The 13073-nt window shown below is 37.9% G+C and carries 13 protein-coding genes; 8 read left to right on the forward strand and 5 right to left on the reverse strand.

Annotated features, from left to right (window positions below; translation table 11 throughout):
- Positions 1-15 precede the first annotated feature (15 nt).
- Entirely contained in the window at positions 16-459 is a 444-nt protein-coding gene (locus QNH29_RS10585; protein WP_283864737.1) for a GNAT family N-acetyltransferase, read from the reverse strand.
- Positions 460-578: 119 nt separating this feature from the next.
- Here QNH29_RS10585 and QNH29_RS10590 point away from each other — a divergent pair, with 119 nt between their 5' ends.
- The 4 genes from QNH29_RS10590 (at position 579) to katG (ending at position 4616) form a co-directional block, all read left to right on the forward strand.
- Positions 579-1031: a MarR family winged helix-turn-helix transcriptional regulator gene (locus tag QNH29_RS10590; protein WP_283864738.1), complete on the forward strand. Its 453-nt coding sequence runs from the start codon at positions 579-581 to the stop codon at positions 1029-1031.
- Positions 1032-1058: 27 nt separating this feature from the next.
- Entirely contained in the window at positions 1059-1577 is a 519-nt protein-coding gene (gene paiA, locus QNH29_RS10595) for a spermidine/spermine N(1)-acetyltransferase (RefSeq protein ID WP_283864739.1), read from the forward strand.
- Between the two features lie 398 nt (positions 1578-1975).
- The gene (locus QNH29_RS10600; RefSeq protein ID WP_283865591.1) at positions 1976-2158 is read left to right on the forward strand and encodes a Fur-regulated basic protein FbpA; all 183 of its coding nucleotides are present in this window, start codon (positions 1976-1978) and stop codon (positions 2156-2158) included.
- Positions 2159-2405: 247 nt separating this feature from the next.
- Entirely contained in the window at positions 2406-4616 is a 2211-nt protein-coding gene (gene katG, locus QNH29_RS10605) for a catalase/peroxidase HPI (protein WP_283864740.1), read from the forward strand.
- A 184-nt stretch (positions 4617-4800) separates the two neighbouring features.
- Here katG and QNH29_RS10610 read toward each other — a convergent pair whose 3' ends face one another.
- On the reverse strand, positions 4801-4965 hold the full coding sequence (locus tag QNH29_RS10610) for a hypothetical protein (protein ID WP_283864741.1): 165 nt from the start codon (positions 4963-4965) through the stop codon (positions 4801-4803).
- 144 nt (positions 4966-5109) lie between these two features.
- Between QNH29_RS10610 and QNH29_RS10615 the strand changes: the two genes are divergently transcribed.
- The 3 genes from QNH29_RS10615 to QNH29_RS10625 all read left to right on the forward strand — a co-directional run bounded on the left by QNH29_RS10615 (position 5110) and on the right by QNH29_RS10625 (position 7614).
- The gene (locus QNH29_RS10615; RefSeq protein ID WP_283865592.1) at positions 5110-5775 is read left to right on the forward strand and encodes a GntR family transcriptional regulator; all 666 of its coding nucleotides are present in this window, start codon (positions 5110-5112) and stop codon (positions 5773-5775) included.
- Positions 5776-5780: 5 nt separating this feature from the next.
- Positions 5781-6755: a DMT family transporter gene (locus QNH29_RS10620; protein ID WP_283864742.1), complete on the forward strand. Its 975-nt coding sequence runs from the start codon at positions 5781-5783 to the stop codon at positions 6753-6755.
- A 523-nt stretch (positions 6756-7278) separates the two neighbouring features.
- Complete coding sequence (locus QNH29_RS10625) at positions 7279-7614, forward strand: hypothetical protein (RefSeq protein WP_283864743.1); 336 nt, start codon at positions 7279-7281, stop codon at positions 7612-7614.
- 78 nt (positions 7615-7692) lie between these two features.
- Here QNH29_RS10625 and QNH29_RS10630 read toward each other — a convergent pair whose 3' ends face one another.
- From QNH29_RS10630 to QNH29_RS10640, 3 genes are all read right to left on the reverse strand, one after another.
- On the reverse strand, positions 7693-7815 hold the full coding sequence (locus QNH29_RS10630) for an anti-repressor SinI family protein (protein ID WP_283864744.1): 123 nt from the start codon (positions 7813-7815) through the stop codon (positions 7693-7695).
- A 497-nt stretch (positions 7816-8312) separates the two neighbouring features.
- Positions 8313-9620 (reverse strand): M14 family zinc carboxypeptidase, encoded by a 1308-nt coding sequence (locus QNH29_RS10635; protein WP_283864745.1) that lies wholly within the window; start codon positions 9618-9620, stop codon positions 8313-8315.
- 227 nt (positions 9621-9847) lie between these two features.
- Positions 9848-11668 (reverse strand): helix-turn-helix domain-containing protein, encoded by a 1821-nt coding sequence (locus tag QNH29_RS10640; RefSeq protein WP_283864746.1) that lies wholly within the window; start codon positions 11666-11668, stop codon positions 9848-9850.
- A gap of 257 nt (positions 11669-11925) precedes the next feature.
- On the opposite strand from QNH29_RS10640, the gene QNH29_RS10645 reads away from it, so the two are divergent.
- Positions 11926-13065 carry an acyl-CoA dehydrogenase gene (locus QNH29_RS10645; RefSeq protein ID WP_283864747.1) on the forward strand — a complete coding sequence of 380 codons (1140 nt, stop codon included), beginning with the start codon at positions 11926-11928 and terminating at the stop codon, positions 13063-13065.
- The last annotated feature ends 8 nt before the right edge of the window (positions 13066-13073 follow it).

Raw genomic sequence — 13073 nt, forward strand, 5'->3', positions numbered from 1 at the left:
TAACTAGCCTTACCCTCAATTATTGGCAGACAAATCTTTGAGCATAAGAATATGGGGAATGCCATCTTCCATAAAGATATCAGATGAAGTCTGATAACCAAGTTTTTTATAAAAACCTTCTGCATGTGTTTGTCCATGTAATTTAACCTTTGAGGCTCCCCGTTCTGACGCAATTTCTTCTAACGTGTTTATAATGGTTTTTCCAAGGCCGAATTTACGGTAAGGTTCGAGAATACAAATTCTCTCTAATTTTCCTGCTCCATCGATAAACCTGATCCTTCCCGTTCCGACTGGTTGTTCATTGTATTGAACTAATATGTGTTCACAAAGTCCATTCAGTGTATCAAATTGATCAAATTCATCTTCCAGCGGTACGCCTTGTTCTTTTACAAATACTTCTTTTCGAATAGTAAATGCTGCTCTTAACTCTTCATCGGTTGTTACTCTTTTTGGATTCATTGTATCAGTCCTTTTTTATCCATCTTCATTTTGTTGCAAATGCAATAAAACTTGTGTATATTTAAATTATATCATTTTTATAGTAAATGCAACAAAAAATATTGGTTAAGGAGTTCAAAATGAAAGAAATATTACGTGAAATCGGAATGATCGCTAGGGCATTAGATTCTATCAGTAATATCGAATTTAAAGAGTATGACCTAACAAAAGGGCAGTATTTGTACCTTGTTCGAATATGTGAAAACCCTGGAATCATTCAAGAGAAGTTAGCTGAGATGATAAAAGTAGATCGAACAACAGCAGCCCGGGCTATTAAGAAACTTGAAATGAATGGTTTTATTGAAAAGAAACTAGATGAACATAATCAGAAAATAAAAAGACTTTTCTGTACTGAGAAAGGGAAAACTGTTTATCCTTTCATAAAAAGAGAGAATGATCATTCCAATAAGGTTGCTTTAGAGGGACTTACTAAATTGGAAGTGGAGACACTTTTTAATCTTCTTCAAAGAGTAAGGAAAAATGTAGAAGTGGATTGGGAATTTGTTAAAAAAGGTAACAAAAGAATTTATTGATTATATAGAAGGAGAGACAGAACAAAAATGGCAATAGAAATAAACAAGTGCAGGAATGAAGATTTAGTCGTACTACAAAAAATAAGTTGTGAGACATTTACTGAAACATTTAAGGATCAGAACTCACCAGAAAATATGAATGCCTATTTAGAAAGAGCATTTAACTTCAAACAATTAGAAAAAGAATTATCCCAAATCTCTTCGCAATTCTTTTTTGTTTATTTTAATAATAAAGTTGCTGGGTATTTAAAGGTCAATATCAATGACGCTCAGTCGGAAGAAATGGGTGAGGAATCCCTTGAGGTTGAGAGGATTTATATAAAAGAACAATTTCAAAAACATGGGCTGGGTAAATATCTGCTGAATAAAGCGATAGAAACTGCTCGGGAATGTAAGAAAAAAAAAATCTGGCTTGGTGTATGGGAAAAAAACGAAAATGCTATCGCTTTTTATAAAAAAATGGGGTTTGTGCAAACTGGAGCACACTCTTTTTATATGGGTGATGAAGAACAAATAGACTTTATCATGACTAAAACAATTATCTAATGTGCTTTTCATGTAGAAAAGCATGTTTTTATTTAAGGATCTTGGTTTTATGGGCGTTATCCCGATGAGATAGTTCCCGTAATGAAGGGATATCGGTTATATCGACACTATCCCGTCCAGATTGTTACGTTAATTTTGGGTTCCTCTAATTATCGGCACTATCTAGGTCTGATTGTCCCGATAATTAGAAGCACCCAGTTTTACAGGTACTATCCGTTACAGATTGTTCCCATAATTAAAGGAGCCAATTTTTAACCGGCACTATCCCGTCCTAATAGGCCATTTTTTTAATTTTTTAATTCCTACTTTACAGATAGGAATTATAAGTTTATAATAAAGTTATCAAATAACAGTTGTATTCAAGGGAAAGACTTTCTAAATCTAAAGGAGTGTTTCTAATGAGAAAAAATGATGAAAAAAAGCGGCAAAGACTTATTAATAAACTAATTTTCTTAAACGTATATAATAAAGACGATCAACAGCTATATGACTTTTCACTATCAAAATTAGAATATGAGTATAGAAGATTTAAATTATCAAACCATCCACATGATGTATTTGGTTCTATTCAGTGGGTATAAAATAAATGGTTAAGACTGCATGGTGTTTTTACACCTGCAGTTTTTTTTTTCAAAGGAAATAATCACTTGGGTGTTGGAAATCTATGGATTTTGTTACAAATTTGTGATTATTATGGATAATTTATCAAATTTTAGTAATAGCCTAGTAGAATAAAAATAGAATAGTTATTGTCAGAAGTTTGTATATTTTTGACCACTAGAAAGGATAATTATTTGTTCCTGATTTAACAAAGAGAGGGGAATAACGATGGATGTTAAAAACAATGCTAATGCAGAAGGGTGCCCGTTTCATCACGGAGGCGCTGCTAGTTATAAATCTAGCGGTACGACAAATCGGGATTGGTGGCCAAACCAATTAAACTTGAATCTTCTTCATCAGCATGACAGAAAATCTAACCCTATGGGAGAAGGCTTTGTTTATACAGAAGAATTTAAAAAACTAGATTACTATGCTCTTAAGCAGGATCTTCAAGAGCTCATGACAACCAGTCAAGATTGGTGGCCTGCGGACTACGGTCATTATGGTCCATTTTTTATCCGTATGTCGTGGCATGCCGCAGGAACTTATCGTATAACCGATGGCCGGGGCGGCGGCGGAACGGGTGCACAGCGTTTTGCTCCGCTTAACAGCTGGCCAGACAACGGCAACCTTGATAAAGCGCGCAGGCTCCTATGGCCGGTTAAGCAAAAGTATGGCAATAAGATTTCTTGGGCGGACTTGCTCCTCTTAGCAGGTAATGTTGCGATTGAATCCATGGGAGGCAAGACCTTTGGTTTTGGCGGCGGACGTGAGGACATTTGGCACCCGGAAGAAGACATTTACTGGGGCACAGAAACAGACTGGCTGGGTGATAATCGTTACTCAGGAGATCGTGAACTGCAAAACCCACTTGCTGCTGTTCAGATGGGGCTTATTTATGTGAACCCTGAAGGTCCAAACGGTAACCCGGACCCTGTTGCAAGTGCCCGTGATATACGTGAAACTTTTGCACGAATGGGAATGAACGATGAAGAGACAGTGGCACTAATTGCCGGGGGTCACACTTTTGGTAAGGCACACGGTGCTGGGGACGCTGCTCATGTTGGCCCTGAACCAGAAGCTGCCCCAATTGAAGCACAGGGCCTGGGTTGGTTAAGTACACATGGAAGCGGTAAGGGGCGAGACACTATCACCAGCGGTATTGAAGGAGCTTGGACGGCTAATCCAACAAAGTGGGACAATGGTTACTTTGATCTATTGTTTAAATATCAATGGTGGCTTACAAAGAGTCCTGCAGGTGCCTATCAATGGCTTGCTGTCAATCCTGATGAGAAGGATCTTGCACCGGATGCAGAAGATTCATCCATAAAAGTTCCAACGATGATGACCACAGCGGATATGGCTTTACGCTATGATCCTGAATACGAAAAGATTTCGCGTCGTTTCCACCAAAATCCAGAAGAATTTGCCGACGTGTTTGCCCGTGCATGGTTTAAACTTCTTCATCGTGATATGGGTCCAAAAGTAAGATATCTAGGCCCGGAGGTTCCAAAAGAAGAACTAATTTGGCAAGATCCTGTGCCGACTGTTGATTATGAATTAACAGAGGGGGAAGTAGAAGAGCTTAAAGCGAAAATCCTCAACTCAGGACTTACAGTCAGCGAGTTAGTTACAACGGCTTGGGCTTCTGCTAGCACCTACCGTGGATCAGATATGCGCGGCGGCGCTAATGGTGCACGTATCCGTCTTGCTCCGCAGAAGGATTGGGAAGTGAATCAGCCGGAGCAGCTTGCAAAAGTGTTAGGTGTATTCGAAGACATACAAAGTAAATTAAAGAAGAAAGTCAGCCTTGCTGATTTGATTGTACTAGGCGGCAGTGCTGCGATAGAAAAGGCAGCACGTGATGCAGGCTTTGATGTAACCGTTCCTTTTGCTCCTGGACGAGGTGACGCCACTGAAGAGCAAACAGATGTTGAAAGCTTTGCTGTACTAGAACCTGTCGCTGATGGTTTCCGTAACTACCAGAAAGGGAAGTATAGAGTAAGTCCAGAGGAGCTACTAGTGGACAAGGCACAACTTTTAGGTCTGACTGCGCCAGAAATGACAGCACTGATTGGCGGTATGCGTGTACTAGGCACCAACCACGGTGGAGCAGAACATGGTGTATTCACTGAGCGTGCAGGCACACTTACAAATGATTTCTTTGTTAATTTGCTTGACATGGGCGTTGAGTGGAAGCCTGTGGAGGAAAACGTATATGTAGGACGTGATCGGAAATCAGGTAAAGTCGTGCGTACCGCAACTAGAGTGGACCTCGTGTTCGGCTCAAACTCCGTTCTTCGGGCAATAGCAGAAGTTTATGCTCAAGACGATAACCAAGAGAAGTTTGTACGTGACTTTATCGCTGCTTGGGTCAAAGTAATGAATGCAGACCGCTTTGATCTTAAGTTGAAGAAAGCTCAAAAAATAAGCATTTAAAGGTAAAACCATTGTAATTTTCTAGTAATAACCAAGTGCCTGTCATTACCCGATATTGTCGATTTCACCTCGATATGATTCGGTTAGTGCCAGGCACTTTCATTTTTTTTGCCCTAAAACATGCTAGTGACCAGCTTGGAGTTTTAAGGATATAAAAAACGCCATAAAAAATGGCGTTGTATACTTATTGGCTGTTTCTATTGCGATTTCTATTTTGACCGTTGTTTCGATCATCAGGAGTAACTGCATCAACAACATTTTCGAGAGCTTGACCAATCTTGTCCATAATTCCATTATCATTGTTATTTTCGCGATTATTATTTCCTTGACGATTATTTTGATTATCCAATTTTATCACCTCCAAATAATAGAGTGCGCAATTTTTAGAAATTCAACCTGATAAATCCAAAAATAAACATCAAATAAGGGCCTTCTGAGATGATGAAGAATAGAAATGATTGTAATAAAAACCAATATGCGATATATTGGTTTTATGGAAAATAATATGATAAAACCAATTAAGCGCTTGTCGTTAAGAGATGAAGTCTATCAAACGTTAAAAAAATCCATCATTAACCTGGAGTTAAAACCCGAAGAACGCTTAAGTGACAAAGAATTAGCTGAGAAGTTTGGAATTAGCCGCACTCCAGTTAGAGAAGCACTTAAACGACTTGAAGATGAAGGACTGGTTGAGTCAATTCCAGGATCATCTACCCGGGTAGCACCATTAAAATTAGAGGAGGCGAAACATGCGTTTACTGTTGTAGCAGCTTTACATGCATTAGCTGCCCGCCTTGCAAGTCCTTTATTGAAGGAGAAGGATATTGAAGAAATAGAGCTTAGTAATCAAACTTTGAGACTAGCTATTGAAAATGGTGATGTGATTAAAGCAATTGAGGCAGATGGATCTTTTCACAAGGTTTTCCTGGACGCGGCTGAGAACCCTGAAATTGCATTAGCGTTGGAACGTATCGTCCCGAAAATCCAGCGTCTAGAAATCTCACAATTTATTTCAGTTAAAGGGTTAAAATCCGTAGAACAGCACAACCAAATAATTTCAGCCTGTAAAAATCATGAGCATGAAAAAGTAGTACGTCTTGTAGAAGATAACTGGCTTAGTCTTGGCGAACTGTTATCACAGCAAATGGGGCCGAGGTGAGTTCAGTGAAATCAATCGTAATCGGAATTTGTGCTGCCTTCTTTTTTGCATTTACATTTGTTCTTAACGCTTCCATGGAGTTGTCTGGAGGCAGCTGGATTTGGAGTGCTTCGCTCCGATACATTTTTATGGTGCCATTTCTTTTGTGTATTGTCATCATAAGGAAAAACCTGCGGCCGCTAGTAACAGAAATGAAAGCAAAACCAGGAAAATGGCTGATATGGAGCTTTGTTGGCTTCGGATTATTTTATGCCCCTTTATGTTTTGCAGCTGCATACTCACCAGGCTGGTTAATTGCCGGTACATGGCAAATAACAATCATTTCGGGCGCATTACTGGCACCGTTATTTTTTGTAACGATACATACAAAGAATGGTCCATTACAGACAAGAGGAAAAATTCCCTTTAGAGGGCTTATCATGTCTATGATCATTTTGTTAGGTATTGTTCTCATGCAGATGGAACATGCAAAGCAGCTTTCACTTGAGAATGTGTTATTAGGTGTCGTTCCGATTCTAATCGCCTCATTTGCCTATCCTTTAGGAAATCGTAAAATGATGGATGTATGTGAAGGGCGGTTAGATGCATATCAACGCGTGTTAGGAATGACATTAGCAAGTCTTCCATTCTGGCTTTTACTTTCACTCTACGGCTTGTTTACCGTTGGAGTACCTAGTGGCGGGCAAAGTCTTCAATCCTTATTGGTGGCACTTTCTTCAGGTGTCATTGCAACGGTCTTATTTTTTGCGGCCACAGATATGGTAAGAGGAAATATGCAAAAGTTAGCAGCAGTTGAAGCAACACAATCAATGGAAGTGGTTTTTGCATTAGTTGGGGAACTGTTATTTTTATCCATTGCTTTTCCAACCCTGTTATCATGGATCGGTATTTTTGTTGTCATCTTAGGGATGATTTTGCATAGCTATGTATCAAATAGAAAAGTGGAACATCATTTAAATCAGTCAGTGAACATAAACTAAGTGGCAATGCTGAGAGTAAAGGGTTCCATTTTAAGGTGCTTTATTATAAGAAACAAGAATTGGCGTATGAATTGGCATACGTCTTTTTTATGTTGAGGGCTCAGGTTAAGCACAGGAGCTGATAAATAGACGGAAAAGTTCCGCTTAATAAGTAAACATTATCAAAAAAGGCTTAAATAGACGGAGAGATTCCGCCTATTGACTAGAAAAACGTGAAATATGGTGGATTTTTTTTTGCATAAGCGGAAAATCTCCGCTTAAATACCCCGAAACGAGCTCATTTCTACATTTAACCGGAAAGTCTCCGCTTATTTTACTTTTGCTAGTTACTCGAAAAAGGATGTTACTTGTAGGTTCGAATTCATTTAAGTATCTTACCACGTGACAAAAACAGCTGTTAATAAGGCAAAACCGTTTCCTTTGAAAAAGGGTAGAGGGTTTTGCCTATTTTTGCACTTGATTGTTCTTAATTAAGAACCTATAATAATTATGAATTGTAAAAAAATGGAGGTGGGATGTTTTCATGAGACGTCAGGAGGTTGTTATTTATGCAAGTACATATGATTCCAAGAATGATGAAGGAAAAGTTGTTCAAGTTGGAGAAATTCATATTCTAAGTAAAAAACAAGCTTCTTCTAGCGAAAAAGGTGTTTCCAACGGTCACAGAATCGCTCAAGTAGAAGTACCATTTGAAGTGGCTCAAAGAATTATTGGGCAAGTACCAGCTGTTTGTGAGATTGAATATGAAATTACTGTAGTAAATAAAGCGCTTGTACTTCTTCCGAAAAACGTACAAGTTTTGAAAGAAATCGAGCGTTTAAATGTATTAGAGGAGGCCAATTATATCAGCGTAATTTGATGGTAACTCGGAACAAAGCAGGGCTATCCCAATCTGCTTTGTTTCTTGGCGGTATTAAAAAAGACCTCAGCATAAGGTCTACGAAGATTCATTGAGGAAACTCCTGATTTCATCAAAAGAAATTCCCAAATTTCGTGCTTCAACGATTAGTTCTAACCATTCTTGATCAAGCTCTTTTTCACCTTGCAAAGCTGATTCCATAATAATTATGTATCCTCCTAAAATAACAGAAAATTTTAGTTAAAACCATTAGATTTCACAACAAGAGTCTGGTGTGATTATTCATCACTAAAGAGTTTTGATGCACATTTCTTACAAGTTACCTTACCGACCTCAACAAACTTAATTTGTTTAAGTGTTTTCCTTTTAATAACCAGATCAGAATGATACTTTAGGCCACATGCACAAGAATTTAAATCTTTTACAATATGAACCTTCTTTTTCTTTTCAATAAGTGGATATAACATTCTTTCACGCCTTTATAAAAAAAATGTTCTTAATTCAGAACTTCTCTTGTTGTAATTGTAAGATAATTGCTAGAATTTGTAAATATTTTTCGGTAAAAATACCCAAATAAAACGGAATTAGATTGTGACTTTCGAAATATATATAGGTGCTTTGATTCATATTAATGTCCCAAAAGCCAAAAAAGACTGACCTCAAAAGTAATTTTTACTTTTAAGGTCAGTCTTTGCTCGTTAATCCCTAGTCGTAGGATCTTCAATTCTATTCGTTGATTCTGGGATGGCGTCATAAATTGCAGGGTCCACATCATGAATCGATCCGTCTGCAAGCCCTTTAAATACCTCAAATAATGGTACTTTTACGGTTTCCTTTAGCATGCCGGCTTGTTTTTGTCCAAGTGTCTGACTTTGTCCTTTTATTTCAATCAGCATGATAGCAGCGTCATTTAAAGCAAACGCTCCGAGCGCTGTACCTGGAAGGTTAACATCAGGATATTTCTGAATGGCTCCATAATGCGAGTTCCCTCTTTGAAGAGCAAGATTGGCCAGTGCGTTCACTTGTTTACCCAGCTTTAATACGTCCGCATCTACTTCATAGTGATTGCCTGTAAAAGGATCTGTGTAAGGATCTGCCACTACAGCAGCTACTTGAACTGGAACAGATCTATTGTCCTCATCGGAAAGGGTATTGAATCCGCGGTGGTGAACATCTACAAAAACATCAGGTTTAAAGTCTTTAAATACTTTTGTCACCGTACGTGCTTCGGCAGTAACATAGAAACCGCCATAATTGCTATTATTGGTTGCTCTATTATTCAAGAAATCAGCAATTTCAACTGGATCTTCATTTTCCACTCTAAAATCTAAATTCGGATTGTAGTCGCGGTTTTGGTCGTAACCAGGAATTCCATACACCACACGGCCCTCATTTGCCTGGCCTCTTTCACTGCCATCAGCATTATAGTACCAAGGAGCCAAGGTACCTGCAGGTAGATTTATATTTTCTGGAAGCCAGGTTTGGTGTGTATAACGAGTAGGGTACCATTTCCCTTCGAATGTATTATCTGATCCTTCAGGATTAATTCTTGGCATAATCCAAATGGACACATTTTCTAGTATTTCATCAATTTCCTGTCCGCCGCTAGATAGTTTTTTAATGATATCAATGGCAGCCTCGGTTCCAATTTGTTCGTTGCCATGAATTTGCGTCGTAATTAAAATTCTTTTTTTATTTGGATCTGCATCGCCGAATTTAACAAGGTACAATGGATCGCCTTTTTCTGCTTCGGTTTTATATCCATCTAATGTATGGTTAGAATAACCGACAACTTCTAACTTCATTTTCCCTTTAGACGATGCTTCTAGTTTCTGCAGAGTATTGGTTAGTTCCGCATTTGACATGTAACTTGATAAAGAGATATTTTGTTCTCCCTCGATGTAAGGTCCGTTTGGATTTGATTGAGGTCCGGCAAATGCTGTGGATGAAAGTGTCATCGTTAATGCCATGGCGGCTGGGATAACAGCCTTTGAAAACCTTTTCATAGAATTTTCCCCCTAGTATGTAATAGCTGCAATTTTATTTCGGGTGTAGAAATAAAACGCAGTTAATTAGTATATTACCAAGGAAAATGTTTTGATTACACTGAAAAATTGCTATATTTAGGAAAATGAATCATTAGCCCTTATCTGCACCTTCATTCCAGACAATATTACCCAATGTTATCTATTAAAAAGATGGGCTTTTTTTCCTGTTTTTACGAACATTTCTATCATTTCTTTAATGTATCTTTATCCTTTATAAACTGATAAATATTGATGGCTAAATGAATATTAAAAAGGGATTGACTATCATTCAAGTCTGTTACTAGAATTTCCTCGATTCGTTTTAAACGATAACTTAACGTATTCGTGTGAATATGCAAGGTATCCACCGTTCTCTTGATATTTTGATTTTGGTCTAAATATGCAATCAGCGTACTTAACAATTCACCTTTTCTAGATTGTTCGTATTGAATAAGTGGACCTAATACTTCCTGAATAAAATCAATTAATTCTTCCTTAGAGTTTTGTAAAATAAACCTCTGAACCCCGAGATCTGTATAACTAATGACTCTATCATCAAACAGATAGTTTTTGAGAAATTTTATGCACTTAGTAGCTTCTACAAATGACTCATGAACAAGAGTAAGACCTTGCTTCATTCTGCCAATACCAACGGACACGTCTATCTCACTATACTTATTACTCATTTCTAGCTGTAACTTCCGAGCAAGTTCCTTTATTTCAGCAACATGATTGGATGAAGAAACTCTTGAATTCAATGATAGCAGGGCTGCGATTTGATTTTTGTCCCTAACTGCGGTTACTTGAAAGTTCCTGCCAAGCAATGTCCTATTAGTCATATGGAGTAAATTTCTAATAACAGGATCACTAATAACATGTTGTTCGTTTATCTTGTCTTTAGCATTGATAATAATCGCCGCGTAGTTCCAGTTAGGATCAAAATGTAAATTTTTTGCTTTCTGAATCAACAGCTCATCAATCTGTCCTGAAAAGAGTTTGGTTACAAATTCTCCTCTTAAACGCTGCTGTGTCTCAAAAACCGCTTGTTCTTTTACAAGTTCAAGTGAAATAACCGTACAAGCATGTTCAAGAGCAGCAATATCCACTTTACTGACTTTTTGTTTTGAAAGGATGATTAGACCGCCAAGAGACTTTTGTCTAGAGCCAAGCGGTAATACAACTAATTGATATGTATCGTCTATTAATGTTATTTCAGAAACGGTATGTGAGTTTTCTAGATTTAAGATAATTTGTTTTGCATACGCTTTCATAAATTCACTCATTTCAACGGAGAAGGAGGAGTGGCAGGCAGAAGCCCTAAGCTCTCCAATTTCATCAAAAAGAAACAAATGCTGTCCAATTGTATTATGTATATAATTCAAAATTGATTGAATACCTTCTCCATTCACAACAAGGTTTGCTAAGTTTCTATGTATTTCAATGGAATGGGAAAGCTTGCGAACCATTTTTTCTTTTTCAAAAAATAGTTTTGATTTTTCCAAGGCAACCGCTGCTTGGTGACCAATCGCTTCCAATAAATGAATATCCTCCTGCTTGAACTGCAAGGATTGTTCAAATGAGTCCAATGTAATGACTCCGATACATTCTCCCTTTTGTAAAATAGGGGAAGAAATAACAGAGGTAAAATGAAAATTGCTCGGAATTGCCTGGTCTAATAAATCTCTATTATATGGAGTTAATGTAGACAATGCTTGTTTAACTTCTCCCTCATCCCAAAAAATGAGGCATTTTTTTGCAGCAAAGGCCATACCTGTCATGGACTCGCCGCTTTCTAGTTTAATTTGCCTAAAAATATGTGGATAAAATAATCCTTGAGCTGATTTTGCGATCAGCCGATTCTGGCTTTTGTCAAAAATCCAAATCGAACCGCCCCCAGCAGCTTCCACCACAGAGATCGTTTCACTCATAATGGATTCAAAAATGGAGTTGATATCCAATTTAGAATTAATAACGTTGGACACATGGATTAAGGACTTTAGTTGCCGATGAGTTAATGTTTCTTGCACCGTTTCATCACCCTTCCTATATGAAACTTATATTACATATTGGTCTACTTTTGTGAATTTGTGTAAAAGTCACAAATTTATTACAACTATATTCATGAAAAGGTACATAGCATAATAATGCTAATCGTTATATTCTGATTATAAGAAAATTATGAAAGCATTGAAAGGGGGGACTGTCCAAAGAATAGCAGTTTAATAGGTTGTTTTTAACTTTTTGGCTAATAACAATCTTAATATTTGGAAGGGGTTGTAGAAAAATGAATTTTGATTTAACAAAAGAACAAGAGATGATCCGCAATTTAATTCGGGATTTTGCAGATGCTGAGGTAGCTCCTGGGGCAGATGAACGTGATCGAACAGGAGATTTCCCAAAGGAGGTATTTTCAAAATTAGCAGAGCTGGGGATTATGGGTCTTCCATTTCCTGAACAATATGGTGGTGGTGAAGCAGATACAATCTCTTTCGCAATCGTCGTTGAAGAACTAAGCCGCGTTTGTGCCTCTACTGGTATTACATATTCTGCACATATTTCATTAGGCGGTGCTCCGCTTAATTTATTTGGTACCCACGAACAAAAAGAAAAATACTTAACACCGATTTGTACGGGAGAATCTTTCGGGGCTTTTGGATTGACGGAACCAAATGCAGGCTCAGATGCAAGTGGAACCCAAACAACAGCAGTACTCGATGGAGATGAGTGGGTCATTAACGGCTCTAAATGTTTCATAACAAATGCTAGCTATGCCAAACACCTGGCAGTGACAGCTGTAACTGACCGCTCAAAAGGAATCAATGGTATCAGCGCTTTTATTGTTCCTACAAATGCTCCAGGCTTCTCTGTCATTGATAACTATGAAAAAATGGGTCTACATGCTTCCAATACAACAGAACTAATCATGGACAATGTAAGGGTCCCTAAAGAAAACCTTTTAGGTACAATTGGAAACGGTTACAAACAGTTTTTAGCCACACTTGACGGCGGGAGAATCGGAATTGGGGCTATGGCGGTAGGAATTGCTCAAGGTGCATATGAAAAATCGCTTCAATATGCAAAAGAGAGAAAGCAGTTTGGAAAAAGTCTATCCAACTTCCAAGCTATCCAGTTTAAGCTCGCTGACATGGCCATGAATATTGAATTAGCTCGGAATATGGTCTTTAAAGCAGCATGGTTAAAGGATCAAGGAAGAGTATTTAAGAAGGAAGCAGCATATGCAAAGTTATTTGCTTCAGAAATTTGTATGCGTGCTTGTGACCAAGCGGTACAAATTCATGGCGGATATGGATATATGAAGGAATATCAAGTTGAGCGTTTCTTCCGTGACGCAAAACTCTTGGAGATCGGTGAAGGAACATCTGAGGTTCAACGAATGGTCATTGCGAAACAAATTGGATGTTAAAGAACGGT

The organism is Neobacillus sp. DY30, from assembly GCF_030123065.1.
Taxonomy (GTDB): Bacteria; Bacillota; Bacilli; order Bacillales; family Cytobacillaceae; genus Neobacillus.